The organism is Citrobacter sp. ANG330, from assembly GCF_047467925.1.
Classification (GTDB): domain Bacteria; phylum Pseudomonadota; class Gammaproteobacteria; order Enterobacterales; family Enterobacteriaceae; genus Citrobacter_A; species Citrobacter_A amalonaticus_G.
This window is the reverse complement of record NZ_JASJUI010000005.1, coordinates 180,446-206,485: the sequence shown is the minus strand read 5'-3', so window position 1 is coordinate 206,485 and position 26,040 is coordinate 180,446. Positions and strand designations below refer to the sequence as shown.

Genomic DNA, 26,040 nt, shown 5'->3' with positions numbered 1-26,040 from the left:
GCATGTCTAAATCAGTACAGAGTAACAGTGCGGTGCTGGTGCACTTCACCTTAAAACTCGACGATGGCTCCACCGCAGAGTCAACCCGTAATAACGGCAAGCCCGCGCTTTTCCGCCTGGGGGATGGTTCTCTGTCTGAAGGACTGGAGCAACATCTTCTTGGACTGAAAGACGGCGATAAAACCACTTTTTCCCTGGAGCCGGATGCCGCGTTTGGCATCACGACGCCTGACCTGATTCAGTACTTCTCGCGCCGTGAATTTATGGACGCAGGCGAACCTGAAATCGGGGCTATTATGCTCTTTACCGCAATGGACGGCAGTGAGATGCCTGGCGTGATCCGCGAAATTAACGGTGATTCGATAACCGTCGATTTCAACCATCCGCTGGCCGGGCATACCGTTCATTTTGATATTGAAGTGCTGGAAGTCGATCCGGCACTGGAGGCGTAACATGCAGATCCTGTTGGCCAACCCGCGCGGTTTTTGCGCCGGCGTAGACCGCGCTATCAGCATTGTTGAAAACGCGCTGGCCATTTACGGTGCGCCGATTTACGTTCGTCATGAAGTGGTACATAACCGCTACGTTGTCGACAGCCTGCGCGAACGCGGGGCGATTTTCATCGAGCAGATCAGCGAAGTGCCGGACGGTGCGATCCTGATCTTCTCCGCACATGGTGTTTCTCAGGCGGTACGCAACGAAGCGAAAAGTCGCGATCTCACTGTCTTTGACGCGACCTGTCCGTTGGTAACCAAAGTGCACATGGAAGTGGCGCGCGCCAGCCGTCGGGGCGAGGAGTCGATCCTGATTGGTCACGCCGGGCACCCTGAAGTGGAAGGCACGATGGGGCAGTACAGCAACCCGGCAGGGGGCATGTATCTGGTGGAATCGCCGGAAGATGTTTTTTCACTGAATGTGAAAAACGAAGGCAAACTCTCCTTTATGACCCAGACTACGCTTTCCGTCGACGATACGTCAGACGTGATTGACGCGTTGCGCCAGCGCTTCCCGAAAATCGTCGGGCCGCGTAAAGATGACATTTGCTACGCCACTACTAATCGTCAGGAAGCGGTGCGTGCGCTGGCGGAACAGGCGGATGTCGTGCTGGTAGTCGGTTCAAAGAACTCGTCAAACTCAAACCGTCTGGCCGAACTGGCGCAGCGGATGGGGAAAGCGGCGTTTCTGATTGACGATGCGACCGATATCCAGGAAGCCTGGGTGAAAGAGGCGAAATGCGTAGGCGTTACCGCAGGGGCGTCGGCGCCGGATATACTGGTGCAAAACGTTATCAAGCGTCTGCAGGAACTGGGTGGCGGCGAGGCTATCCCGCTGGAAGGCCGTGAAGAAAATATTGTTTTCGAAGTGCCGAAAGAGTTGCGACTCGACATTCAGCAGGTTGATTAAACCAGGGGGCAAAAGCCCCCTCAGACTGCTGACAAAGAAGGAAAAAACGTGGTTTTTCCTTCTTTGTGGTTATCAGCCGAAAATCAATAAATTGATTTTCCTTGTTTTTTACTGAGTGCTTTCTGTTCGTTCGACATCGGGATGAGGTTTGTCATCACTCTCAGGGGGGCATAAGCCCCCTTTTATCTTACTCGTCGTCTTCATCCTGCATGATGGCGCTACGCCCACCGTCCATCACGATAGTGGTGCCCGCAATAAATCCAGCTTTTTCGCTGCTTAAAAACAGACACAGTTCACCGACTTCTTCCGGCTTGCCGATGCGTCCAACGGGATGCTTCTTCACCGTTTTCTCACGGGCAATTCGGGCATCAGGGTGCCCATCAAACCACGCCTGATTCCCGGCGGTATCAATAAAGCCCGGTGCGATGCCAACGGTGCGGATCTCTGGCCCCCATTCAATCGTCAGGCTTTGTACAAGCGACAGTAATGCACGCTTGGTAATGTTATACGGCGCACAGCCCGGCATGGTGGAGAAGGCGTGATTCGATGTGATAATTAAAATCACGCCGTGACTCTTTTGCAGCGCCGGGCGGGCACATTTCGCCAGATACCAGTGCGAACGCAGGTTCAAATCCAGATTATGCGACCAGTCGCTCTCTTCGCAGTCGATACCTTTGAACACGTTTTTCCCGGCGTTAGAAACAACAACATCAATGCGTCCGTATAGCTTTTCTGCCTCAATGACGAACTGTTTAATTGCCGCAGTTTGTGTTACGTCAACCGAAAAGTAGTGATAGCGCCCGTTGAATTCTTCCAGCATCTGGCGAGCGCTGGCGGCTTTCTCCAGTGACGAAAAGGCGCAGCCAATCACGATATCGCCATTTTGCAAGAAGGTGCGGGCGATGGCTTCGCCGATGCCCTGGCTGGTCCCGGTGACCAACACGATGCGGGGCGTATGTTGCGTGGTCATATTTGTCCCTTACGCTAAGTTAAAATCATGGATCAGTTGGGTAATCGCCTGCCGATCGTCTGTGTCCAGCGCCCAGCCAGGACGGCGACAGTAGTCGCTGGCGATAATACCGCGCTGCATCAGCAGTGTTTTTTCCACCTGAATAATGTATTCGCAATGACTCATCCAGCGCTGAATAAACGGCAACAGTTGCTGGTGAAGCGCTTTTGCCTGCTGGATTTCTCCTGCTTGCCAGTGGCGATAAATCCGCACATATACTTCGGTAAACGAACAGCCCGGCATCACGCCCTTGCCGCCCGCTTCCAGCATTTGCAACATATACAATCCAGCATAGCCGTTCAGAACGCAGGCCTGTGGCGCATAACGCAGGAATTCGCGGGTGTAATCCACGGGCGGGTTGCACTCGATTTTAAACACGGCATGTGGATAACGTTCCGCCACGGTGGCGAGCTGCTCTGGCGTAATCGGTAGCCCGGTCTCGCCTGGCGCATATTGCACCATCACTGGAATATCAACGGCTTCCAGCACGGCGAAAATATGTTCCTGAATCGCCTGAGGGCTGGGCGAGAGAAAAAACGGCGGCAGCAGCATCAGCGCATCGGCACCCAGCGCCTGATAGCGCGTGGCCCGCTTGATAGCGATTTCTGTACTGTGATCCGTCACGGAAAAAGCACGATACAGCGGGCTGCCTGCCAGCGTGTTGATCATCAACTGCGCCAGGCGATCGCGCTCACTGTCATCAAGCTTTGGAAACTCGCTGGCTATCCCAAACAGCGTCGCGCCGTTCGCACCGCTGGTGGCGAGATGCTCCAGCAGGCGGATAAAACTACGTTCGTCAATTTCGCCTTGTGAGGTGAACGGCATCGCCACGATAGGGTTTACGCCGCAGATGTGGGCGGCGGTGTAATGCGTACTCATTCCATATCCTCCCGATCGGCTAGTACCGCCCCCTGAGCGGCGGGTAATGCCCAGCGGCGATAAAGGCGCAGAAAACCGCGCGGCACTTCTTTATAGACTGGCTTCCAGATTTCACGGCGTTGGGCGAGTGTCGCTTCATCCACATGCAGAGTGAGCAAACGGGCTGGAATGTCGATGGCGATCTCGTCGCCATCCTCTACCAGCCCCAGCGCGCCGCCTTCAGTGGCTTCCGGTGAAATATGGCCGACGAACAACCCGCGGTTGGAACCGGAAAAACGTCCGTCGGTGATCAGCGCACAACTGTCAGAAAGTCCCATCCCTTCAAGGCATTTCATCGGCTTATACATTTCCGGCATGCCCGGCCCGCCTTTGGGTCCTTCGTAGCGCAACACCAGCACGCTACCAGGGTTAATATTGCCTGACATGATGGCGTCGACCGACTCCTGTTCGCTGTTGAATACCACGGCCGGGCCACGAAAGGTCATCAGATTTTCAGGGACGGCGGCGGGTTTCACTACGCAGCCCAGTGGTGACAGATTGCCATGCAGAACAGCGACGCCTGCTTCACTGCGCACCGGGATTGCCAGCGAACGAATCACTTCCGGACGCGTGGTTTTGTGCCCTTCAGCCAACAGTTCTGCTTTGGTTTTTCCGACCACGGTCAGCGCATCGCGGTTCATCAGTGCTGCAATTTCATGCTCAACGGCACGAACGCCACCCGCTTCCCAGAAATCGATCATGTCATGTTCAGAAGCCGGGTAGAGCGACGCGACCAGCGGCACCTGATGGCTGAGCTTATCGAAGGAGGAAAGCGGTAAATGCCCCAGTTCCGCTTCGTAATGAATAGCCTGAAGATGAAGAATGGCGTTGGTGGAACCGCCCGTCGCCAGCAGATAGACCATGGCGTTATGAATGGATTCTGGCGTGATTATCTGGCGCGCGTTAATCCCCTCACGCACCAGGGTTACAGCCTGTTTTCCGGTTTCTACTGCACAGACGCGTCGTTCCTGCGAAACGGCGGGCAGCGTACTGCTACCCGGCAGGCTCATGCCCAGTACTTCCGCGATACAGCACATGGTGTTCGCTGTACCGTACATGGTGCAGGAGCCCGGCCCGGGTTCGGCGATATTTTCGATGTAGGCGAATTCCTCTTCGGTTATTTCACCCCGCGTTTTCCAGCCAATGGCTTCCGTGACAATATTTCCGTCCCAGTGTTTGCCTTTGTACTCTGCCGGATACATCGGACCGCCGTTGACCATAATGGCAGGGATATCCAGACGGGCCGCCGCCATCAGCATGGCAGGCACGATTTTGTCACACGAACCAAGTAACACCATGCCGTCAAAGCGGTGAGCGCGCATCATGCTCTCAATCGACATAGCGATCACTTCCCGGGCGGCAAGGATGTAGCGCATCCCCAGATGCCCTTCGGCGATGCCGTCGCAAGGGGCGATAGTGCCGAATACCATCCCTACGCCGCCCGCTTCGTCGATGCCTTTAAGCACGTTTGCCGTGAGTTCATTGAGATTGGCATGCCCGGCGGTGGCATTGGTGTAACTGTTGACCACCGCAATCACCGGACGGCGCAGTTGTTCGTCTGTGTGGCCCATGGATTTATACAGGGCGCGTTTTAACGCGCCATCATCACCCTCGAGGATGGGGCTGAAATGCGTGCCACAACTGGCACATCCTCCACATTCACTCTTCATAGCATTCTCTTTCATCATGGTTAATTAGTGTGTTGGGAAGCGTCGTGCTGCCCATTGAGTTGTTCAGGACGTGGCTGACGTTTTGGGTTGGCAAGCCGGGCGGGTAACAGCAGGATCAGCGGCACGACGAGTAGCAGGAAACCGGCGAGAATATATAGCCCGCCGTCAGTGCTGCCGGTTGTGTCTTTCAGCCAGCCGAGTACCGTGGGGCCAAAGAACCCGGCGAGATTGCCGACGGAGTTCACCAGTGCGATGCCTGCGGCGGCAGCGGTACCGGAAAGCATGGCCCCCGGCAGGCTGATATAGGTTGGGATCAATGCCAACGTGCCGGACATGGCAAGACAGATCCAGGCCATCATCCAGAATGTCGAGCCGCTACAATAAGCGCTGAGCGCCAGGCCTACGCAGCCAATCAATGCCGGAATGGCGATATGCCAGCGGCGTTCCTGTTTGAGATCGGAATGGCGACTGTTCCAGACCATAAACGCTGCGCCGAAAACATAAGGTAGCGCCGCCAGCAGACCAATATGCAGGTCATCGCTGATGCCGGAACTTTTGATGATCGACGGCAGCCAGAAGTTGATACCGTAATAACCGATGTTAAAGCTGAAGAAAATCAGCGCCAGCAGCCAGACATAACCATTGCGGAACATGGCGCTCAGCGTGCTGCTGGCCTGGCCCGCATTGGCCTGTTCACGGTTGTGGTTATCGCGAGCCAGGTCGCTGAGAATGATCTGCTTTTCAGTGTCGTTCAGCCATTTAGCTGATTTCACGTCGTTATCGAGATAGCGCAGCACCACGAAAGCCAGCAGGAATGACGGAATGGCTTCGACCAGGAACAGCCACTGCCAGTTATGGAGACCGTCTACACCTTCAAACAGTTTCAGGATAAGGCCGGACAGTGGGCTGCCGATGATGGTGGAGAGAGGCGTGACCAGAATAAACAGCCCCAGCGTACGCGCCGAGCGCCATGAAGGAAACCACAGCGTCAGATAGAACACGATCCCCGGGAAGAATCCCGCTTCCGCCACACCGAGCAGGAAACGCAGCACATAGAACTGTGTGGGTGTGGTAACAAAAATCATCGCGGCGGAAAGAATGGCCCACGTGGCCATAATACGGGCGATCCAGAAGCGCGGGCCAAAGCGCTGCATCAACAGGTTACTTGGCAGCTCAAACAGAAAATAACCGATAAAGAAGATGCCCGCGCCGAGTCCATACACCGTATCGCTAAAATTCAGCGCATCCTGCATATGCAGTTTGGCGAATCCGACGTTGACGCGATCGAGATAGGCAAAGAAATAGCAGAGGATCAAAAACGGGATCAGTCTGCGCGTGACTTTACGGTAAACGCTGTCTTCGGTAGTTGTTGTCATTGTTGTGCTCTCGCTTAGTTAACCGCAGGGCGGTTGTCAGGCTGAGGGATGTCACGCTGCCCGATATCGCGTAGTGCAGCGCCGCTCATCAGGTTGCGTTCGATATGTTCCAGAGAGATATTTTTGGTCTCAGGGACAAACAGAATGGTCAGGCCGATGCAGATAACGTTGAGCACGCCATACAGCCAGAAGGTGTTCGGGCTACCTATAGTGTCAATTAGCGTCAGGAAGGTAGCACCGATAATCATGTTGGCGATCCAGTTCGCCATGGTGGAGCAGGTGACGCCAAAGTCGCGTCCGGCAAGCGGTTGGATCTCCGAGCAGAGCACCCAGATCAGCGGGCCTGCGCTCATCGCAAAACCGGTAATAAAGATCAGCAGTACGGCAACGGCGACGTATTGTTCAGTCAGGCCAGTGATCCCGCTGTAGAACATATAACCGAGGATCCCCATACATACCGCCATCACGGCATAACCCAGTTTCAGGATGGGCTTGCGACCCCAGCGATCCACCAGACCAATGGCGATAAACGTGGCTAAAACGTTGGTCAATCCGGCGATCACCGTGCCCCACATTTGCTCATGAACGGTGGCGAAACCGGCAATCTCAAAAATCTTTGGCGCGTAATACATGATGACGGTCATGCCGGTGAACTGCTGCATAAACTGCAGCAGAATCCCCAGACCGGTTGAGCGACGGAAATGGCGATTGTTGCGAAATAACTGCCAGCCGCGCTGCTTCATCTTCACGCTTTCACGGATCTGCTCCAGTTCTTCACGTGCCTCACGCTGACTGTTACGCAGCAGACACAGGACTTTTTCCGCCAGCGCGTGCTTGTCTTTCATCGCCAGCCAGCGAGGACTTTCCGGTAACGTCAGCACGCCAATAAACAAAATGATCGCCGGGAAGGTAATCACGCCAAGCATCCAGCGCCAGTGTCCGCCTCCGCTCAAGAGCGTGTCAGAAATGAACGCGGCCAGGATGCCGATGGTTATCATCAACTGGTACAGTGAAATCATGCTGCCGCGGATGTTTTCTGCTGCAATTTCAGACAGGTACAACGGCGCGGTGAAAGAGGCAACACCCACCGCCAGACCGAGAATAAAGCGAGAAATGGCAAGCACTTCCATGCTGGCGGAAAAAGCACAACCGACGGAGCCGACAATAAACAGCAGAGCGCCGAGCAACAGGCTTTTACGACGACCGAGCGCAGAGGATATTGGACCGCTGCCCAGCGCGCCTAGTGCCGCACCGAACATCATGATGCTGACCACGATTTCCTGTTGGTGGCTGCTGAGCTGGAATTCCTGGGCAAGAAACGGCAGCGCGCCCGCGATAACGCCCATATCCAGACCAAACAGCAGGCCTGCCAGGGCAGCCAGGAAGCAGACGCTCAGCGCCTGTCGGTTGAGAGTCGAAGAAGATGTCGTCATAACATTACCTTTCTTATTCCCGGTCAGAGCCTGAAGCGGTTCGCAGGTCTGCCCGTGTAGGGGGTTTTTATGCTGATAAGTGCACCGTCGATGCTGCCAGGACTCAGCAGTCCATCGCGTGCGGAAGTAATAAAAAGATCGGAAAATTCAGATCCGCCAAGCGTACAGCTACTGGGTTGGCATACCGGCAGCGGCAGGTCATAGAGCGGCGTCATGGTTGTTTTCTTTAATGCCGCAACAGTTAGTAAAGACGAGCCCCAGCGAGCGTTTATCAACAGGCCATCGGTGGTGAGCGCTGAACCGTCCGGAATGCCGGGAACGGTCCAGGATTGCTCAATAATCAGCGCATCGGTGGTTTCCCTCGCGCAATGAATTTGATGACGAAGGGAATCGGCAAACCAGACGTAGTCGTCGTGCCACTGCAGCGTGTTGGGCACCTGCTGTGCGCCGAGCATCTTTTTTGCTTCACCGCCCGCGGCATCCAGCCGATACCACGCGCCAGACGTCTCTATCGCTTTTGGATCCATCGTGCTGAACCACAGCGATCCGTCTGGCGCTATCGCCGCTTCATTGGGGCGCTTCCCTTTTTCCACTTCCGGCCACGGTGAAAGCAATGTTTTCGTGAGGCTGAGGTAGTCATAACGCCAGATCCCGCTTTGACTGACTGCAATGAACACGTCCTGAAGCGTGGTTAACAGCACGGCGCTGGTAAACTCTGGCACCTCGTGTATTTCAGTACGTTGAGCCTGCGGCCAGTGGCGCAGCAGTTTCCCCGCCAGAATGTCGACCCACAACAGAGAAGCGCTGCGCTCACACCAGATCGGTGTTTCACCAAGCTGCGCCCGGTAATCGCCAACACAACGCAGGTTGTCTGCCATCAAGCGATTCATCGTTATTGCACCTGCTCCCATGCCTGGCGGTATGCGTCGGCGCGTTTCGCCAGTTCATCCAGCGGCATTCCTGCCTGATAAAGTGCGCCACCCAGCCCGAAACCGTTGGCTCCGGCCTGCACGTAGCGCTGCATTTGGTCCGTATCCGGGCGAATTCCGCCCACCGGTAAACAGGCAAGATTGCGGGGAAGAACCGCGCGGAGCGCTTTTAATAATTCCGGGGAAAGCTGTTCCGCCGGGAACAGTTTCAGGGCGCTGGCACCCGCGTCTAGTGCGGCAAACGCTTCTGTTGGCGTCATCACGCCAGGCAGACTCACCATGTTGCGCTGACGGGTGCGCTGAATAACAGCGGCATCGGCATTTGGTGAGATAATCAACTGACCGCCTGCTTCAGCCACTTCGTCGACCTGCGTGGCAGTTAACACCGTACCCGCGCCAATCTTTGCGTTATTGCCAGCGCACTGGCGCATCAGTCGAATAGATTCCAGGGCTGATGGACTATTGAGCGGCACTTCCAGCCAGCGGAATCCGGCTTCAATCAGAATTTCTGCGGCGCTCACCGCATCCTTTGGCGTAATACCGCGAAGAATAGCAATCAGCGGCAGCGGTTCTTTTCGCCAGTGTTCAAAAAAAATCTCTGGGGTCATGCGTGTGTCTCCTGTAGCTGTGTATAAAGAGCGGCCATGCCGTGTAAAAAGCAGGTATCGCCGTCGGCAATACGCAATGAAATTTGCATTGCTTTTGCAGCGTGCAGATAGCGTTGGCAAAGCGCAGGCGAGCCGACGAGCCAGTTCTCTTTTTCTGCAGACATGCTGGAGAGCTCATAACCAATCAGCAGCCCAGAGAGATAGCTGTGAATCGATGACGGCTCCAGTTCGTTATTCAGGCGACGGGTACGAGCAGAAAAAATGAGATGGCTGAAGGGGATATGCGCCTGGGCGGTCAATACGCCTTTCATAAAGGCGTCACTATCATCCTGCTGTTCTGGTAACGCCCGCCCCAACAACGAGTGTTGACTGAGCAGCGAAAAGAGTTCGCCCGTCATTAGCGTGGTGAAATGGGTGATTTCACCGTGGCTCAGTTGGGCGTGTTTGCTGTGAGTGCCAGGCAAAATGGCGTAAACCTCATCTGCCGGATGAAGAGTATTCAGTCCCATCAACTGGACCTCTTCACCGCGCATCACGTCGGGTAAGCCGAACGCACTGTCGGAGCTTACGCCGGGAATAATCCATGCCTGGCTGCCCCATGGCGTGGTCATGGGTAGCGCATTTTTCCGCAACGTTTGCGCCGAAGCGGGAGTGAAAACGTACGGTACTTCCTGCCAGCCCTGCTGTGAACCGACCATCCCAGCCATTACCACCGGAAGTGCGCCGTGCTCGTTGAGCCACGGTTCCAGGTGCTGATGCAGCGTAGCGCCAAATTCCGCTTTAGTAAGAGAAAGTAGCCCGCATGCTTTTGATATTGAAGCAATAACCTGCTGGTCATTGAGTAAAAATGCACGAAAGTTGGTCGTGCCCCAGTCGACGGCGATCCAGTGTTTTTTCATTTCATGTAATACAAATAAGTTAATCTTGTAATACAAGAATGCTAGAGCAAAAAAACACCACGATCTGTGAGAGAGATCGAAATTATGTCAGTGAGGGATTAAAGAAGATGATCAACGCAGGCGGGGCGATCCTGCCAGATACTTTTTCCGGCGGCATGCAGCAGAATACTGCGCATAAATGCCCTCGCGTCATCTGCCTGGCGCAGGCGAATGGCTTCAAACAATTGAAAATGCTCATCCACCGCCGTTTTCGTCTCATGCAGATCTTCTTCCAGCGTCTGACGGAAAGAGAGGACCATCGCGGCGCTAAGCGCATTGCCCAGTGCCAGCAGGAAAGGGTTGTGTGTGGCTCGCAGGAGTGCCTGGTGGAAGGCGACATCGCCGGCTTCAAATTTGGTTTTTTCAGCTTCCAGCTGACCGCTTCGCATCAGTGTGAGCGCATCTTCCATTGCGGCCAGATCGTGACCATTGGCATTCAGCGCCGCAAGCGTGGCGACATTGGGTTCAAACATCAGACGCGTGACCATCAGTTGTTCCACCAGTTCGGCATCGACTTTACCTGTCGCCAGCCAGTTCAGGACATCGATATCCAGCAAGCTCCACTGGTCGCGGGCATTGACGGTGCTGCGCTTTTTCGCCTGAATAGAGATAAGTCCTTTGGCGGCGAGTGTTGCTAACGCATTGCGCAGCGAGGTACGTGAGACGTTGTACTCGGTCGCCAGCTCATTTTCACCTGGCAGCGCGCTGCCTGCCGCCAGTTCGCCGCGCAGAATGCGCCCGGCAAGATGCTGGGTAACGAATTCGGAGAGACTGGCCTGCACGACTTTCATTGCATTTCCTGGCTAAATACCTTCACAGTGATGGGCTATATAGTAAGCTAAATGACAGCAAAATGGCTAATAAACGCATAAGGGAGAATCACTTATGGAACGTCTGCCCATTATTCTCGATACCGACCCTGGCATTGATGATGCCGCAGCGATTGCTGCCGCGCTGTTTGCCCCGCAGCTCGACCTGCAACTGATGACCACGGTTGCCGGAAACGTCTCCGTGGAGAAAACCACCCGCAACGCCCTACAACTGCTGCATTTCTGGAATGCCGATGTGCCTCTGGCACAGGGGGCCGCCACGCCGCTGCTACGTCCGCTACGCGACGCCGCCTATGTTCACGGTGAATCCGGTATGGAAGGTTACGACTTTGTCGGTCATGACCGGCAGCCGCTGGCGAAACCGGCGTTTATCGCCCTTCGTGACGCGCTGATCAGCGCCCCGCAGCCGATCACGCTGGTGGCGATCGGTCCGCTGACGAATATTGCGCTGTTGCTGATGCACTATCCGGAGTGCACCTTCAACATCCGCCGTCTGGTGATCATGGGCGGTTCTGCCGGGCGCGGGAACTTCACCCCTAATGCCGAATTCAATATCGCGGTTGATCCGGAAGCCGCAGCGCGCGTATTCCAGAGTGGTATTGAGATTGTGATGTGTGGGCTGGATGTCACAAACCAGGCGATGTTGACGCCGGATTATCTGGCCTCGCTGCCCACCCTCAATCGTACGGGGAAGATGCTACATGCCTTGTTCAGCCACTATCGCAGCGGAACAATGCGCACCGGCGTGCGAATGCACGATCTCTGCGCGATTGCCTGGCTGGTGCGTCCGGAACTGTTTACCGTCAAGCCATGTTTTGTCGCGGTTGAAACCCGGGGGGACTATACCGCAGGGACCACCGTGGTGGATATTGAGGGGCGAATGAGCCAACCGGCGAATGTGCAGGTTGCGCTGGATATTGATGTTGCAGGTTTCCAGCAGTGGGTGGCGGAGGTTTTGGCGCTGGCACCGTAAACCCAAACGCCAATAACGGTATGGCGAGATTTATTCCAGATCGTCATGCCTTTTACTGATATCACTCTCTGTTTATCATTAAATTCTAATTATCGACGTTTTTGGCTAGCGGCATGACACTGTGCTGGTTAATCTGAAAACGATTTACATCATTTTAACGTAAGAGAATAACTATGCATGATGCACAGGTCCGTGTCGCGATAGCGGGCGCGGGTGGCCGTATGGGCCGCCAGTTAATTCAGGCAGCGCTACAGATGGAAGGCGTTGCGCTTGGTGCGGCGCTTGAGCGCGAAGGATCATCCCTGCTGGGTAGCGATGCCGGAGAACTGGCGGGCGTCGGGAAGACAGGCGTTACCGTGCAAAGTCGCCTTGAGGCAATAAAAGATGATTTCGATGTGTTCATTGATTTTACCCGTCCGGAAGGCACGCTGAATCATCTGGCGTTTTGTCGTCAGCATGGCAAAGGGATGGTCATTGGCACCACCGGTTTTGACGATGCGGGAAAACAGGCGATTCGCGACGCCGCTCAGGAAATTGGCATTGTCTTCGCGGCGAACTTTAGCGTCGGCGTCAACGTGATGCTTAAGCTGCTGGAAAAAGCGGCGAAGGTGATGGGCGATTATACCGACATCGAAATTATTGAAGCGCACCACCGTCATAAAGTGGATGCGCCGTCAGGCACGGCGCTGGCGATGGGCGAGGCGATTGCTCATGCGCTGGATAAAGATTTGAAAGAGTGTGCCGTCTACAGTCGTGAAGGTTATACCGGCGAACGCGTGCCTGGAACGATTGGTTTTGCCACCGTCCGCGCCGGGGATATTGTAGGTGAACACACTGCAATGTTTGCGGATATCGGCGAACGTGTCGAAATCACCCATAAAGCGTCCAGCCGTATGACTTTTGCCAATGGTGCGGTGAGATCGGCACTTTGGGTCAGTGCCAAACAAAATGGTCTTTTTGATATGCGAGATGTGCTTGATCTCAACAATTTATAGTCAATTATTACCTTTCGTGATGTGGTTATTGTAATCTCAATACATTGATTACATAGGGCAATATTTTTATTGCCCTTTTATTTTGCTTGCTACAGGTGATTTTCATTACGAATGCCGTAAAAATTTATCTTTTCTCTCTGTTTTACGTTACCTGAATGTAAATTTTGACCAGATGGTCCACTTTTTCGAAGCCTGAGGCTATATTCTACGCATAATTGTTCACGCAAGCGTTTTCCTGCCAGGGTTAGCTGATCTTTTTGCCTGTTAAATCCTTTGATCTCATCCTGAGTCGCAAAAGAATATAAAAAATACCGCCTTTAAGTTGACTTTTGCCTGCCATATCTCCAGAATGCCGCCGTTTGCCAGAAATCCGCGGGTAAGCAAATTTGCATTGATCCATGCCATGAAAATGCATTAATATGCAAATAAAGTGAGTGAATATTCTCTGGAGGGTGTTTTGATTAAGTCAGCGCTATTGGTTCTGGAAGACGGAACCCAGTTTCACGGTCGGGCCATAGGGGCAACAGGTTCGGCGGTTGGGGAAGTCGTTTTCAATACTTCAATGACCGGTTATCAAGAAATCCTCACTGATCCTTCCTATTCCCGCCAAATCGTTACTCTTACTTATCCCCATATCGGTAATGTCGGCACCAATGCCGCCGATGAAGAATCCTCCCAGGTCCATGCGCAAGGCCTTGTCATCCGTGACCTGCCGCTGATTGCCAGTAACTTCCGCAATACCGAAGACCTCTCTTCTTACCTGAAACGCCATAACATCGTGGCGATTGCCGATATCGATACCCGTAAGCTGACGCGTCTGCTGCGCGAGAAAGGGGCGCAGAACGGTTGCATCATCGCGGGTGATAACCCGGATGCGGCGCTGGCGCTGGAAAAAGCGAAAGCCTTCCCGGGCCTGAATGGTATGGATCTCGCGAAGGAAGTGACCACCACGGAATCTTACAGCTGGACCCAGGGGAGCTGGACGCTGGCGGATGACCTGCCGGAAGCAAAGAAAGAAGACGAACTGCCGTTCCATGTTGTCGCCTACGACTTTGGCGCTAAGCGCAACATCCTGCGCATGCTGGTGGACCGCGGCTGCCGCCTGACGGTTGTCCCGGCAAAAACGTCGGCAGAAGACGTGCTGAAGATGAACCCGGACGGCATCTTCCTCTCGAACGGGCCTGGTGACCCGGCACCGTGCGATTACGCTATCGACGCCATTCAGAAATTCCTCGAGACCGATATTCCGGTGTTTGGCATCTGCTTAGGCCATCAGCTGCTGGCGCTGGCGAGCGGGGCGAAAACTGTGAAGATGAAATTCGGTCACCACGGTGGTAACCATCCGGTCAAAGATATCGACAACAATACGGTGATGATTACCGCCCAGAACCACGGCTTTGCGGTGGATGAAGCATCGATGCCGGCCAACCTGCGCGTGACCCATAAGTCGCTGTTTGATGGCACCCTGCAAGGGATTCATCGCACCGACAAACCGGCATTCAGTTTCCAGGGGCACCCGGAAGCGAGCCCGGGGCCGCACGATGCCGCGCCGTTGTTCGACCATTTTATCGAGTTAATTGAGCAATACCGTCAGTCCGCGAAATAATCAGGAGTTAAGAGAGCCATGCCAAAACGTACAGACATAAAAAGTATCCTGATTCTCGGCGCGGGCCCGATTGTGATCGGTCAGGCGTGTGAGTTTGACTATTCCGGCGCGCAGGCGTGTAAAGCGCTGCGTGAAGAGGGGTATCGCGTCATTCTGGTGAACTCCAACCCGGCAACGATTATGACCGACCCGGAAATGGCCGATGCGACCTACATCGAGCCGATTCACTGGGAAGTGGTACGCAAGATTATTGAAAAAGAGCGCCCAGACGCGGTGCTGCCGACCATGGGTGGACAGACGGCGCTGAACTGCGCGCTGGAACTGGAACGCCAGGGCGTGCTGGAAGAGTTCGGCGTCACCATGATTGGTGCGACCGCCGACGCAATTGATAAAGCCGAAGACCGCCGTCGTTTCGATATCGCGATGAAGAAGATTGGTCTCGACACCGCACGTTCCGGTATCGCGCACACGATGGAAGAGGCGCTGGCGGTCGCGGCTGACGTCGGTTATCCGTGCATTATCCGTCCTTCCTTTACCATGGGCGGCACCGGCGGCGGTATCGCCTACAACCGCGAAGAGTTTGAAGAAATTTGTACCCGCGGTCTGGATCTCTCCCCAACCAACGAGCTGTTGATTGACGAGTCGCTGATTGGCTGGAAAGAGTACGAGATGGAAGTGGTGCGTGATAAAAACGACAACTGCATCATCGTCTGCTCTATTGAAAACTTCGATGCCATGGGCATTCACACCGGTGACTCCATCACGGTTGCACCGGCCCAGACGCTGACCGACAAAGAGTATCAAATCATGCGTAACGCCTCGATGGCGGTACTGCGTGAAATCGGCGTAGAAACCGGCGGTTCAAACGTGCAGTTCGCGGTAAACCCGAAAAACGGTCGCCTGATCGTGATTGAAATGAACCCGCGCGTATCCCGCTCCTCGGCGCTGGCGTCGAAAGCCACCGGCTTCCCGATTGCGAAAGTCGCGGCGAAACTGGCAGTGGGTTACACCCTCGATGAGCTGGTGAATGACATCACTGGCGGTCGTACCCCGGCATCGTTCGAACCGTCCATCGACTACGTGGTCACTAAAATCCCACGCTTCAACTTCGAAAAATTCGTTGGCGCTAACGACCGTCTGACGACCCAGATGAAATCGGTCGGCGAAGTGATGGCGATTGGCCGTACCCAGCAGGAATCTCTGCAAAAAGCGCTGCGTGGTCTGGAAGTAGGTGCTACCGGCTTTGACCCGAAAGTGAGCCTGGATGACCCGGAAGCGTTGACAAAAATCCGCCGTGAGCTGAAAGACGCGGGCGCTGAGCGTATCTGGTATATCGCCGATGCCTTCCGCGCGGGCCTCTCCGTTGACGGCGTGTTTAACCTGACCAACATTGACCGCTGGTTCCTGGTACAAATTGAAGAGCTGGTGCGTCTGGAAGAAAAAGTGGCTGAGCTGGGCATTAACGGCCTGACCCCTGACTTCCTGCGCCAGCTGAAACGCAAAGGCTTTGCCGATGCGCGTCTGGCTAAACTGGCGGGCGTACGTGAAGCAGAAATCCGCAAACTGCGCGACCAGTACAATCTGCACCCGGTCTACAAGCGTGTGGACACCTGCGCGGCAGAATTTGCCACCGATACCGCTTACATGTACTCCACGTATGAAGATGAGTGCGAGGCGAACCCGTCCGTTGACCGCGACAAGATTATGGTGCTTGGCGGCGGTCCAAACCGTATCGGCCAGGGCATCGAATTCGACTACTGCTGCGTACACGCCTCTCTGGCGCTGCGCGAAGACGGTTACGAAACCATCATGGTCAACTGTAACCCGGAAACGGTCTCTACCGACTACGACACTTCCGACCGCCTCTACTTTGAGCCGGTCACGCTGGAAGATGTGCTGGAAATCGTGCGCATTGAGAAGCCGAAGGGCGTGATCGTGCAGTACGGTGGGCAGACTCCGCTGAAACTGGCCCGTGCGCTGGAAGCGGCTGGCGTGCCGGTTATCGGCACCAGCCCGGACGCGATTGACCGCGCGGAAGACCGCGAGCGTTTCCAGCATGCGGTTGACCGTCTGAAGCTGAAACAACCGGCTAACGCCACCGTGACGGCCATCGAACAGGCTGTCGAAAAAGCCAAAGAGATTGGCTATCCGCTGGTGGTGCGTCCGTCGTATGTGCTGGGCGGTCGGGCGATGGAAATCGTCTACGACGAAGCTGACCTGCGCCGTTACTTCCAGACCGCCGTTAGCGTTTCCAACGATGCGCCGGTTCTGCTCGACCGCTTCCTGGATGATGCGGTAGAAGTGGATGTCGACGCCATCTGCGACGGCGAAATGGTGCTGATTGGCGGCATCATGGAACACATCGAACAAGCAGGCGTGCACTCCGGTGACTCCGCCTGTTCTCTGCCGGCCTACACGCTGAGCCAGGAAATTCAGGATGTGATGCGCCAGCAGGTGCAGAAGCTGGCCTTCGAACTGCAGGTTCGTGGTCTGATGAACGTGCAGTTTGCGGTGAAAGATAACGAAGTCTACCTGATTGAAGTTAACCCGCGTGCGGCGCGTACTGTACCGTTCGTCTCCAAAGCGACCGGCGTACCGCTGGCGAAAGTCGCGGCGCGCGTGATGGCCGGTAAATCGCTGGCCGAGCAGGGCGTGACCAAAGAAATTATCCCGCCGTACTACTCGGTGAAAGAGGTGGTGCTGCCGTTCAACAAATTCCCGGGCGTTGACCCGCTGTTAGGGCCAGAAATGCGCTCTACCGGGGAAGTGATGGGCGTGGGTCGTACCTTTGCGGAAGCGTTCGCCAAGGCGCAACTGGGCAGCAGCTCTACCATGAAAAAACAGGGCCGTGCGCTGCTCTCCGTACGTGAAGGTGATAAAGAGCGCGTGGTTGACCTGGCGGCGAAACTGCTGAAGCAGGGCTTTGAACTGGACGCCACCCACGGTACCGCGATTGTGCTGGGTGAAGCCGGTATTAACCCACGCCTGGTGAACAAGGTGCATGAAGGTCGTCCGCACATTCAGGACCGTATCAAGAATGGCGAATACACCTACATCATCAACACCACCGCAGGTCGTCGCGCCATCGAAGACTCCAGGGTGATTCGCCGTAGCGCGCTGCAGTACAAAGTGCACTACGACACGACGCTGAACGGAGGCTTTGCCACCGCGATGGCGCTGAATGCCGATGCGACGGAGAAAGTGACCTCCGTTCAGGAAATGCACGCGCAAATTAAAAAATAATCAGCGGTATCATTTGCGTCTGCTGCAAAAACGGTTCCGGAAACGGAGCCGTTTTTTTATGCACTCAGTTCATTCCTGGGGATATATTGCACAGATGGACAGTATTCAATGTAACAAGCAAGATTTGGCTCACACTAATGCGCCGTTAAGTTGCTTACTATCATTAGATCCCACAATTTAAATAGGGTCTTGTTTTTGTATTTTACAGACAGGGCATAACAAGATTTTTAATTTGTGAAATGGTGTGCTTATGTGTGAAGAATATGTTGAAAAGCCGCTTTACCTGTTAATTGCCGATTGGGTGATGGCAGAAAAGCGTTGGGTGAGTGCAAAAGAGATTGCGAAGCACTTTAATATGGATCACTGCAAAGCGATCAATACGGTCTCTTATATTCTCGCTGAGGTCGGGGAAATTAATTGCGAGACTAAGACTATCCCTAATCAACTGGAAGGTCGTGGATGTCAGTGTCAACGCCTGGTCAGAGTGACACACATTGATCCACAGCTGTATGCCCGCCTGGGGCATAGCGCGCAGGAGAAGATGGTCAGCAAATCTCCGCGGATGACGGCAGTGCCGCCGTCAGAACTGAACCGCGAGCAGAAATGGCAGATGATGCTGTCAAAAAGTATGCGTCGGTAAGCTCTGTTTTGCCGGATGGCACACGACCATCCGGCATGATTACCTTACCGCTTTAGCCTTCACCTCGGTTGTGCCCTTCAGGCGTGGCCGGTTTGCTTCAACCGCCGTTAATGGCGACGTTTCCCGTAGCGATGCCCGACAGCGTACGGCGAGATCCTGATATTCCTGCGTATTCAGCCGCTTCCAGTGCAGTTCCTGTTCGCTGACGTCGCGAATGACGCGGGCTGGCGTACCGACCAGCAACTGCCGTGCTGCGCCGATAAATCCGGCTTTGACGAAACTCATGGCGGCGACAATGCTTTCTTCGCCGATCACCGCACCGTCCATAATCACGCTGTTCATGCCGACCAGTGCGTCCCGGCCTATCACGCAACCGTGCAGGATAGCACCGTGTCCGATGTGTCCATTCTCGCGTACCACCGTGTCCGTATCGCAGTAGCCATGCATGATGCAGCCATCCTGAAGGTTGGAACCGGCTTCAAGGACCAGGCGACCATAGTCACCACGTAGCGATGCAAGCGGGCCGATGTACACGCCAGCCCCGACGATGACATCGCCAATCAGCACCGCGCTGGGATGCACATACGCCTCAGGATGAACCACCGGAATTAAGCCTTCAAAGGCGTAGAAGCTCATCGACATTCCTCAATTGTTTTTGCCGGATGGCGGCGTAAACGCCTTATCCGGCCTACGGGACGGTGTGTTTATTGCCGGATGGCGGCGTAAATATAGGGGACGGAGTAGGCCTGATAAGCGCAGCGCCATCAGGCATTAACGTCCTTTCCAGACCGGCTCGCGTTTTTCTGCGAACGCCTGCGGCCCTTCGAGCGCATCTTCGGAGTGCAGCACGGACGGATAATGCTTCAGCACGCCGCTGCGGATAAAGCGATAAGCCTCTTCCACCGGCATTTCACTGGTTGTGCGGTAAATCTCTTTCAGTGCGGCGATGGCCAGCGGTGCGCTGTTCACCAGCTGTTGCGCCAGTTCACGCGCACTGTCCATCAATGCCTGCTGGCTGACCACTCGGTTAACAATGCCCCAGCGCAGCGCTTCTTCTGCATCCATGCGTCTGCCGGTCATCACCATTTCGTTGACGATAGCCGGGGGCAGGATTTTCGGCAGGCGCAGGACGCCGCCGCTGTCTGGTACGATGCCGAGTTTCGCTTCTGGCAGGGCAAAGCTGGCGTTATCGGCACAGACAATAAAGTCTGCGGCCAGCGCCAGTTCAAAGCCGCCGCCGAACGCATAGCCATTGACGGCGGCGATCACCGGTTTGTCGAGATTGAAGATTTCGGTCAGGCCGGCGAATCCGCCGGGGCCAAAATCGGCGTCTGGCGCTTCACCTTCCGCCGCGGCTTTTAAATCCCAGCCGGCGGAAAAAAACTTCTCGCCCACACCGGTAATTATCGCCACGCGCAGTTCGGGATCGTCACGGAAATTAAGAAAAACCTCGCCCATTTGAAAACTGGTTTTTGCATCAATGGCATTCGCTTTAGGTCGATCCAGCATAATTTCCAGAATCGATCCGTTGCGGGTTAAATGTAAAGATTCACTCATGATTCATCTCCAGTAATAGGATGTCTGGCAGGGGTTATTCCTGCCTGTAGGGTTATTTCAGGTTTTTTTTGATTATTTTTCCTGAACAATTTCGGGGCAGGTCGGTTCTAATCTCCATAATTGAAGGGACTTTAAATTTCGCCATATTATTTTCACAGAAGCTGAAAAACTCTTCTTCGCTGAGCGTTTCACCCTCGTTAAGTACCACAAAGGCTTTTATCGCTTCGTCACGGATTGAATCTTTAATTCCGATAACGACGATGTCCTGAATTTTGGGGTGCCCTGAAATAATATTTTCCAGTTCCACGCAGGAGACGTTTTCTCCTCCACGTTTAATCATGTTGCAGCGGCGATCGACAAAATAGAAAAAACCGTCTTCGTCGCGATAGCCGGAATCACCGGTATGCAGCCAGCCGGTCGGCTCGAGCGCTTTGGCGGTGGCATCCGGCCTGCCGTAGTACTCTTTGAAAATCGTTTTACCCGGCACACCCTTGATACAAATTTCCCCAATTTCACCGGCGGGCAGCGCACGGTTTTGCTCATCACGAATTTCCGCTTCATAGCCAAAACCGGGGCGTCCAATGGAGGGCCAGCGTCGCTTATCACCGGGGCGATCGCCGATGATGCCGACAATGGTTTCCGTCATGCCGTAGGAGGTCAGCAGACGTACCCCGAAGCGCTCCAGAAACGCGTCTTTTTCCTGCACTGACAGGTTGAGGTAGTACATCACTTCCCGTAAGCAGTGTTCTCTGTCCAGCGGCGAGGCGGGTTGAACCATCAACGTTCTGATCATCATCGGGATACATTCCGTGACGGTCGCGCGGTATTTACGCACTTGTCCCCAGAAAACACGGGCGCTGTATTTTTCAATCAGCACGAAGGTGGCCCCAACGGAGAATGCGGCCATGGCGGCAGTGCACTGGCAGTCGATGTGAAACGCAGGCATGACCGTCAGGTAAATATCGTCATCGCGCAGGGCGCATTGCCACGACGAATAGTAGCCGGCAAAACGCAGGTTGTAGTGGGTGATGACCACCCCTTTAGGACGAGAGGTGGTACCGGAGGTAAAGAGGATCTCGGCCATGTCGTCCGTGGATAACGGTGGGGTATAGCGCAATGCTGTCGGCTGCTGGTCCTTAAGCGTCGTAAAATGGCTTACGTCATCAGCGACCGGCAACGCCTCACCAATCAGACAGATATGGCTAAGCGGCGTCGTCTCCTCTTGTTGGATCTGACGATACATCGGATAAAAAGCGGCGCTGGTCACCAGCAACTGAACCTCGCTGTTTTGCAGGATCCACGCGCTTTCATCACGCAGCAGTCGGGCATTGATCGGCACCATGACCGCGCCAATTTTCGCCAGTCCAAACCAGCAAAAGAAAAACTCCGGGCAGTTATCCAGATGCAGGGCGACCTTATCGCCTTTGCGGATCCCCAACGTGTGGAAAAGGTTTGCCGTCCGGTTAATTTCCTCATTAAGTGAGGCATAGCTGTACTGGCGTACGACCCCTTCGCAGGATTCGCAAATCAGCGCCGTTTTGGAGCCATAAACTTCAGCCAGGTCGTCCCACATCTGACGTAAATGTTGTCCGCCAACGATATCCATTGCACCTCTTTCCATTTTTCACGGGCGAAAGCGCTAACCGGACGAGCCGGCCAGCGCGCCGCGTTTAGTTCTCAACTTTGGCCAGACCCTTACTGACCAGTTCCTTAATGTCTGCGTCGTTGTAACCGATGTTTTTCAGGATGGCGGCGGTATCCATGCCGTGCGACGGCATGCCGCGCCAGATTTTCCCTGGGTTGTTTTTGAATTTCGGCATCACGTTTGGCCCTTTGCAGGTGCGGCCATCCATCGTTTGCCACTGGGTGATGGATTCGCGGGCAACATACTGCGGATTGCCTTCCAGTTCCGGAATGGTCAGCACTTTGGCGCAGGCAATATTCAGCTCGGCGAAACGCGCCTGTACTTCCTCGATGGTATGTGCGGCCAGCCACGCATCCAGTTTTTCTTCGACCAGCGGTCCGTACGGGCACTCGACGCGGTGAATCAGCTGTGTTCCTTCCGGCACTTCCGGCGTGCCGAGAATGTGCGCCAGACCGATGTCTTTAAAACATTCGGTGACCTGCGTAATCCCCACCAGCTCCATCACGATGTAGCCGTCGGCGCATTTATACAGCCCACAGCCGGCGTAGTAGGGATCTTTACCTTTGGTCATGCGCGGGCAAATTTCGCCACCGTTGAAGTAATCCATCATGAAGTACTGACCCATGCGCAGCATGACTTCGTACATTGCCACATCGATACTTTCGCCTTTGCCGGTTTCACGCACTTTATGCAGTGCCGCCAGCGCGGCAGTGGTCGCCGTCATACCAGAGAAGTAGTCGGCGGTATACGGGAACGCGGGCATCGGCTGGTCAACGTCGCCGTTTTGGATCAGATAACCGCTGAAGGCCTGAGCGATGGTGTTATAGGCCGGAAGGTTGGTGTACTCCTCGGTACCGTACTGACCGAAGCCGGACAGGTGAGCGATAACCAGTTTCGGGTTATGTTGCCACAGGACCTCATCGGTAATTCCGCGGCGGGCAAACGCCGGACCTTTACTGGCTTCAATGAAGATATCGGTGGTTTCCATCAGTTTCAGAAACGCTTCCCGGCCTTCATCTTTAAAAATATTCAGCGAGAGCGCGTGCAGATTACGCCGCGACAACTGCGGATAGTTCGGCTGAACGCGGATGGTATCGGCCCAGGCGACGTTCTCAATCCAGATAACTTCAGCGCCCCACTCGGCAAACATCTGCCCGGCGAAGGGGCCGGCGATTTCGATCCCGGAGAAGACAACCCGCAGCCCGGCAAGCGGCCCAAAAGCAGGCATTGGTAGACGATCCATAAAATGCTCCTGATAAATTTGTAGGCCTGATAAGACACAAAGCGTCGCCATCAGGCTGTCGATGCCGGATGGCGGCATAAACGCCTTATCCGGCCTACAAGCATTGGCCCGGTAAGCACAGCGCCACCGGGCATGTCGCGGTCTTAACGGTATTGTTTCAGCACGGCACGACCGAGCGTCAGGATCTGCATTTCATCAGAGCCGCCGGATACGCGGTCAACGCGCAGGTCACGCCAGAAGCGGGTGATGCGGTGGTTACCCGCAATCCCTACACCACCGAGAACCTGCATGGAGGTATCCACGACTTCAAACGCCGCGTTGGCGCAGAAGTATTTACACATCGCCGCATCACCCGAGGTGATAGTCCCGTTGTCAGCTTTCCAGGCTGCTTCCAACAACATGTTTTTCATGGAGTTTAATTTGATCGCCATATGGGCGAACTTCTCCTGGATCAACTGGAAACGACCGATCGTTTCGCCAAACTGCACGCGCTGGTTGGCGTAGCGCGCCGCATCTTCAAAGGCGCACATTGCAGTACCGTAGTTGGTGAGGGCTACCAGGAAACGTTCGTGGTCGAACTCTTCTTTTACGCGGTTAAAGCCATTCCCTTCCCGACCGAACATGTCTTTTTCGTCCAGTTCGACATCGTCAAAGTTGATTTCACAGCAGCTGTCCATGCGCAGACCCAACTTCTCAAGTTTGTTGACCTTGATGCCGGGTTTACTCATGTCGACAAACCATTCGGTGTAGACAGGTTTATCCGGGGAAGCGCCGTCTCTTGCCATCACCACGATATAGGGGGTGTAGGCGCTACTGGTGATAAAACACTTACTGCCATTAAGATAAACCTTACCATTTTTGCGGGTATAAGAGGTTTTCAGACTACCAACATCCGATCCCGCTCCCGGTTCGGTGATGGCGGAGTTCCACATCTGTTTCCCGGTTCCCTGGAATGCCATGATTTTATCGATCTGCTCCTGGGTACCTTCGCGCAGGAAGGTATTAAATCCGCCTGGCAGTTGATACAGCACGTACGTAGGCGCGCCGAGGCGTCCCAGTTCCATCCAGACGGCAGCTACGGTGACGAATCCGGCTTCCAGGCCGCCATGTTCTTCCGGGATCAGCAGGCTATCGATACCCATATCCGCCAGCGCTTTCACGAAACGCTCCGGATACACGCTGTCGCGATCGCACTCGGCAAAATAGGCTTCCCAGTTCTCACTGGCCATCAGTTCACGAATACCGGCGACAAACAGTTCCTGCTCATCATTGAAATTGAAATCCATCTTCTAACCTCTATGTCATGGGGTAATTAGGTTTATTTATCTTTCCAGTGCACTTTGGCGTCTTTGATAAAGGAGAGCGTCACCATAATGTTGACGAAGAACAGCGGGCATCCTCCGGCGATAATCGCGGTTTGTATCGGCTTCAGGCCGCCGAGCGCCAGCAGCACAATGCCAATCACACCGACCAGCACGGACCAGCCAATACGCACCAGCAGCGGCGGCTCTTCGCCATCGCGCACTTCACGACAGGTTGACATCGCCAGGGTGTAAGAGCAGGCGTTGATAAGCGTAACGGTGGCAATAAAGCAGAGGATAAAGAATCCCCACATCGTGGCGGTACTGAACGGCAGGGCAGCCCAGGTTTCGATAATCGCGCGCGCGACGCCGTGCTGTTCAATCAGTTGTGGGATGTTGATGATGTTTTTATCCATCAATAGCAGAGTGTTACTGCCCAGCACCGTCCACAGGATCCAGGTGGAGGCCGTCAGGCCCAGCACCATGCCAAAGCACAGTTCACGCACGGTACGACCGCGAGAGATACGCGCCAGGAAGATACTCATCTGGATGGCGTAAATCACCCACCACGCCCAGTAGAAGACCGTCCAGCCCTGCGGGAAGCCGCCTTTGGCGATAGGGTCTGTGTAGAACAGCATACGCGGCAGATACATCAGCAGCGTCCCGACGGAGTCGGTGAAGTAGTTCATGATGAAGCTGGCGCCGCTGACGATGAACACCCAGCCGAGCATCAGGAAGCTCAGATAGCTGCGCACGTCGCTGGCGATCCTGACCCCTTTTTGCAGGCCGCAGGCCACGCAAATGGCGTTCAGAATGATCCAGCAGGTAATGATGATCGCATCGAGTTGCAGCGTGTGCGGGATACCAAACAGGTACTGCATACATTCGGTGACCAGCGGCGTCGCCAGCCCAAGGCTGGTGCCCATCGCGAAGATCAGTGCGACCAGATAGAAGTTATCAATGATGGTGCCTAACAGCCCTTTGGCGTGCTTTTCGCCAACCAACGGCACCAGCGTGGAGCTGGGACGAATGACGTCCATCTTGCGCACAAAGAAGAAGTAGGCGAAGGCCACAGAGAGGAAACTATAGGTCGCCCACGGCAGCGGTCCCCAGTGGAACAGGCTGTATGCGAGGCCAATCTCTTTCGCCCCGGTGGAATTAGGCTCCAGGCCAAACGGCGGCGTGGAGATGTAGTAGTAAATCTCTATCGACCCCCAGAACAGCACGGCGGCAGAGGTACAGGAGGCGAACATCATGAAGATCCAGCTGGCGGTGCTGAACTCCGGTTTCTCGTCACCTAATTTCTTTTTTGCGTAGGGACCAAACACCAGCCAGAACCAGCCGATGAGCATAATGACCATATACCACTCAAATGCCCATCCCCAGACATTGGTGACATAACTGAAGACGGCATTAATAACGACGTTTGCGGCATCGAGATCGCGTACCGTTAGCCAGCAAAGTATTCCGACGATTATTAGCGGCGGAAAGAAAACCTTTGGCTCAATTCCAGACTTTCTCTTTTCATTTTTCATGAGTGAATTCCAGGTTGAAAACGAAATTTATTTAGCGTTCCCGTTTGTTTTATTTTTGTTTATTTTTATTAAATATTTGTTGTTACTCTTTTAACCTCAGGACGCGTTGGCGAGTAACTCATAATGGGTATTCATTTTGCGGCATTCTGTAATCTTCGTCACACTTTTTGTCTGGGGCGTTTTGGCG

At 54.5% G+C, this 26,040-nt stretch carries 22 protein-coding genes; 7 read left to right on the top strand and 15 right to left on the bottom strand.

Annotation, left to right across the window (positions count from 1 at the left end; genetic code table 11):
• Nucleotides 1-2 precede the first annotated feature (2 nt).
• Nucleotides 3-452 carry an FKBP-type peptidyl-prolyl cis-trans isomerase gene (fkpB, locus tag QNN88_RS13690; protein ID WP_042998001.1) on the top strand — a complete coding sequence of 150 codons (450 nt, stop codon included), beginning with the start codon at nucleotides 3-5 and terminating at the stop codon, nucleotides 450-452.
• Between the two features lies 1 nt (nucleotide 453).
• Complete coding sequence (gene ispH, locus QNN88_RS13685) at nucleotides 454-1,404, top strand: 4-hydroxy-3-methylbut-2-enyl diphosphate reductase (protein ID WP_414240705.1); 951 nt, start codon at nucleotides 454-456, stop codon at nucleotides 1,402-1,404.
• Nucleotides 1,405-1,591: 187 nt separating this feature from the next.
• Here ispH and QNN88_RS13680 read toward each other — a convergent pair whose 3' ends face one another.
• From QNN88_RS13680 to QNN88_RS13640, 9 genes are all read right to left on the bottom strand, one after another.
• Complete coding sequence (locus tag QNN88_RS13680; protein WP_414240704.1) at nucleotides 1,592-2,374, bottom strand: SDR family NAD(P)-dependent oxidoreductase; 783 nt, start codon at nucleotides 2,372-2,374, stop codon at nucleotides 1,592-1,594.
• Between the two features lie 9 nt (nucleotides 2,375-2,383).
• The gene (locus QNN88_RS13675; RefSeq protein WP_414240703.1) at nucleotides 2,384-3,292 is read right to left on the bottom strand and encodes a dihydrodipicolinate synthase family protein; all 909 of its coding nucleotides are present in this window, start codon (nucleotides 3,290-3,292) and stop codon (nucleotides 2,384-2,386) included.
• Nucleotides 3,289-5,001, bottom strand: coding sequence for a dihydroxy-acid dehydratase (ilvD, locus tag QNN88_RS13670; protein ID WP_414240702.1), 1,713 nt, complete (start codon nucleotides 4,999-5,001; stop codon nucleotides 3,289-3,291). The genes QNN88_RS13675 and ilvD overlap by 4 nt, the downstream gene beginning before the upstream one ends.
• Before the next feature lie 20 nt (nucleotides 5,002-5,021).
• A complete protein-coding gene (locus QNN88_RS13665; protein ID WP_414240701.1) occupies nucleotides 5,022-6,377 on the bottom strand; it encodes an MFS transporter in 1,356 nt (451 codons plus the stop codon).
• A 14-nt stretch (nucleotides 6,378-6,391) separates the two neighbouring features.
• Nucleotides 6,392-7,810: a sugar porter family MFS transporter gene (locus tag QNN88_RS13660; protein WP_414240700.1), complete on the bottom strand. Its 1,419-nt coding sequence runs from the start codon at nucleotides 7,808-7,810 to the stop codon at nucleotides 6,392-6,394.
• Nucleotides 7,811-7,833: 23 nt separating this feature from the next.
• Entirely contained in the window at nucleotides 7,834-8,700 is an 867-nt protein-coding gene (locus tag QNN88_RS13655) for an SMP-30/gluconolactonase/LRE family protein (RefSeq protein WP_414240699.1), read from the bottom strand.
• Nucleotides 8,701-8,702: 2 nt separating this feature from the next.
• On the bottom strand, nucleotides 8,703-9,347 hold the full coding sequence (locus tag QNN88_RS13650; protein ID WP_414240698.1) for a 2-dehydro-3-deoxy-6-phosphogalactonate aldolase: 645 nt from the start codon (nucleotides 9,345-9,347) through the stop codon (nucleotides 8,703-8,705).
• Complete coding sequence (locus tag QNN88_RS13645; protein WP_414240697.1) at nucleotides 9,344-10,246, bottom strand: 2-dehydro-3-deoxygalactonokinase; 903 nt, start codon at nucleotides 10,244-10,246, stop codon at nucleotides 9,344-9,346. The genes QNN88_RS13650 and QNN88_RS13645 overlap by 4 nt, the downstream gene beginning before the upstream one ends.
• A gap of 98 nt (nucleotides 10,247-10,344) precedes the next feature.
• Nucleotides 10,345-11,076, bottom strand: coding sequence for a FadR/GntR family transcriptional regulator (locus QNN88_RS13640; protein ID WP_414240696.1), 732 nt, complete (start codon nucleotides 11,074-11,076; stop codon nucleotides 10,345-10,347).
• A 94-nt stretch (nucleotides 11,077-11,170) separates the two neighbouring features.
• Between QNN88_RS13640 and rihC the strand changes: the two genes are divergently transcribed.
• The 5 genes from rihC (at nucleotide 11,171) to caiF (ending at nucleotide 18,572) form a co-directional block, all read left to right on the top strand.
• Nucleotides 11,171-12,088 carry a ribonucleoside hydrolase RihC gene (gene rihC, locus QNN88_RS13635; RefSeq protein WP_414240695.1) on the top strand — a complete coding sequence of 306 codons (918 nt, stop codon included), beginning with the start codon at nucleotides 11,171-11,173 and terminating at the stop codon, nucleotides 12,086-12,088.
• A gap of 173 nt (nucleotides 12,089-12,261) precedes the next feature.
• The gene (dapB, locus tag QNN88_RS13630; RefSeq protein WP_414240694.1) at nucleotides 12,262-13,083 is read left to right on the top strand and encodes a 4-hydroxy-tetrahydrodipicolinate reductase; all 822 of its coding nucleotides are present in this window, start codon (nucleotides 12,262-12,264) and stop codon (nucleotides 13,081-13,083) included.
• A gap of 457 nt (nucleotides 13,084-13,540) precedes the next feature.
• Nucleotides 13,541-14,689: a glutamine-hydrolyzing carbamoyl-phosphate synthase small subunit gene (gene carA, locus QNN88_RS13625; RefSeq protein ID WP_414240693.1), complete on the top strand. Its 1,149-nt coding sequence runs from the start codon at nucleotides 13,541-13,543 to the stop codon at nucleotides 14,687-14,689.
• 18 nt (nucleotides 14,690-14,707) lie between these two features.
• Nucleotides 14,708-17,932, top strand: a complete 3,225-nt coding sequence (carB, locus tag QNN88_RS13620) for a carbamoyl-phosphate synthase large subunit (protein ID WP_414240692.1) — start codon at nucleotides 14,708-14,710, stop codon at nucleotides 17,930-17,932.
• A 250-nt stretch (nucleotides 17,933-18,182) separates the two neighbouring features.
• A complete protein-coding gene (gene caiF, locus QNN88_RS13615) occupies nucleotides 18,183-18,572 on the top strand; it encodes a carnitine metabolism transcriptional regulator CaiF (RefSeq protein WP_414240691.1) in 390 nt (129 codons plus the stop codon).
• A 39-nt stretch (nucleotides 18,573-18,611) separates the two neighbouring features.
• Here the strand turns inward: caiF and caiE are convergent, their stop codons facing one another.
• The 6 genes from caiE to caiT form a co-directional block, all read right to left on the bottom strand.
• Nucleotides 18,612-19,208, bottom strand: a complete 597-nt coding sequence (gene caiE, locus QNN88_RS13610) for a carnitine operon protein CaiE (protein ID WP_414240690.1) — start codon at nucleotides 19,206-19,208, stop codon at nucleotides 18,612-18,614.
• Between the two features lie 135 nt (nucleotides 19,209-19,343).
• Nucleotides 19,344-20,129, bottom strand: coding sequence for a crotonobetainyl-CoA hydratase (caiD, locus tag QNN88_RS13605; protein WP_414240689.1), 786 nt, complete (start codon nucleotides 20,127-20,129; stop codon nucleotides 19,344-19,346).
• A 52-nt stretch (nucleotides 20,130-20,181) separates the two neighbouring features.
• Nucleotides 20,182-21,735, bottom strand: a complete 1,554-nt coding sequence (gene caiC, locus QNN88_RS13600) for a crotonobetaine/carnitine-CoA ligase (protein WP_414240688.1) — start codon at nucleotides 21,733-21,735, stop codon at nucleotides 20,182-20,184.
• Between the two features lie 64 nt (nucleotides 21,736-21,799).
• Nucleotides 21,800-23,017, bottom strand: coding sequence for an L-carnitine CoA-transferase (gene caiB / locus QNN88_RS13595; protein WP_044255581.1), 1,218 nt, complete (start codon nucleotides 23,015-23,017; stop codon nucleotides 21,800-21,802).
• A gap of 143 nt (nucleotides 23,018-23,160) precedes the next feature.
• A complete protein-coding gene (gene caiA, locus QNN88_RS13590; RefSeq protein ID WP_414240687.1) occupies nucleotides 23,161-24,303 on the bottom strand; it encodes a crotonobetainyl-CoA dehydrogenase in 1,143 nt (380 codons plus the stop codon).
• A gap of 32 nt (nucleotides 24,304-24,335) precedes the next feature.
• Entirely contained in the window at nucleotides 24,336-25,853 is a 1,518-nt protein-coding gene (gene caiT, locus QNN88_RS13585) for an L-carnitine/gamma-butyrobetaine antiporter (RefSeq protein WP_414240686.1), read from the bottom strand.
• Between the last annotated feature and the right edge of the window lie 187 nt (nucleotides 25,854-26,040).

Coding starts and splice junctions, on each gene's coding strand:
- caiB (WP_044255581.1), bottom strand. CDS start 23,017: ATGGATCGTCTACCAATGCCTGCTTTTGGGCCGCTTGCCGGGCTGCGG.
- caiE (WP_414240690.1), bottom strand. CDS start 19,208: ATGAGCTTCTACGCCTTTGAAGGCTTAATTCCGGTGGTTCATCCTGAG.
- QNN88_RS13640 (WP_414240696.1), bottom strand. CDS start 11,076: ATGAAAGTCGTGCAGGCCAGTCTCTCCGAATTCGTTACCCAGCATCTT.
- caiA (WP_414240687.1), bottom strand. CDS start 24,303: ATGGATTTCAATTTCAATGATGAGCAGGAACTGTTTGTCGCCGGTATT.
- rihC (WP_414240695.1), top strand. CDS start 11,171: ATGGAACGTCTGCCCATTATTCTCGATACCGACCCTGGCATTGATGAT.
- QNN88_RS13655 (WP_414240699.1), bottom strand. CDS start 8,700: ATGAATCGCTTGATGGCAGACAACCTGCGTTGTGTTGGCGATTACCGG.
- QNN88_RS13675 (WP_414240703.1), bottom strand. CDS start 3,292: ATGAGTACGCATTACACCGCCGCCCACATCTGCGGCGTAAACCCTATC.
- caiT (WP_414240686.1), bottom strand. CDS start 25,853: ATGAAAAATGAAAAGAGAAAGTCTGGAATTGAGCCAAAGGTTTTCTTT.
- dapB (WP_414240694.1), top strand. CDS start 12,262: ATGCATGATGCACAGGTCCGTGTCGCGATAGCGGGCGCGGGTGGCCGT.
- ilvD (WP_414240702.1), bottom strand. CDS start 5,001: ATGAAGAGTGAATGTGGAGGATGTGCCAGTTGTGGCACGCATTTCAGC.
- QNN88_RS13650 (WP_414240698.1), bottom strand. CDS start 9,347: ATGACCCCAGAGATTTTTTTTGAACACTGGCGAAAAGAACCGCTGCCG.
- ispH (WP_414240705.1), top strand. CDS start 454: ATGCAGATCCTGTTGGCCAACCCGCGCGGTTTTTGCGCCGGCGTAGAC.
- QNN88_RS13645 (WP_414240697.1), bottom strand. CDS start 10,246: ATGAAAAAACACTGGATCGCCGTCGACTGGGGCACGACCAACTTTCGT.
- caiF (WP_414240691.1), top strand. CDS start 18,183: ATGTGTGAAGAATATGTTGAAAAGCCGCTTTACCTGTTAATTGCCGAT.
- caiC (WP_414240688.1), bottom strand. CDS start 21,735: ATGGATATCGTTGGCGGACAACATTTACGTCAGATGTGGGACGACCTG.
- QNN88_RS13660 (WP_414240700.1), bottom strand. CDS start 7,810: ATGACGACATCTTCTTCGACTCTCAACCGACAGGCGCTGAGCGTCTGC.
- carB (WP_414240692.1), top strand. CDS start 14,708: ATGCCAAAACGTACAGACATAAAAAGTATCCTGATTCTCGGCGCGGGC.
- fkpB (WP_042998001.1), top strand. CDS start 3: ATGTCTAAATCAGTACAGAGTAACAGTGCGGTGCTGGTGCACTTCACC.
- QNN88_RS13665 (WP_414240701.1), bottom strand. CDS start 6,377: ATGACAACAACTACCGAAGACAGCGTTTACCGTAAAGTCACGCGCAGA.
- caiD (WP_414240689.1), bottom strand. CDS start 20,129: ATGAGTGAATCTTTACATTTAACCCGCAACGGATCGATTCTGGAAATT.
- QNN88_RS13680 (WP_414240704.1), bottom strand. CDS start 2,374: ATGACCACGCAACATACGCCCCGCATCGTGTTGGTCACCGGGACCAGC.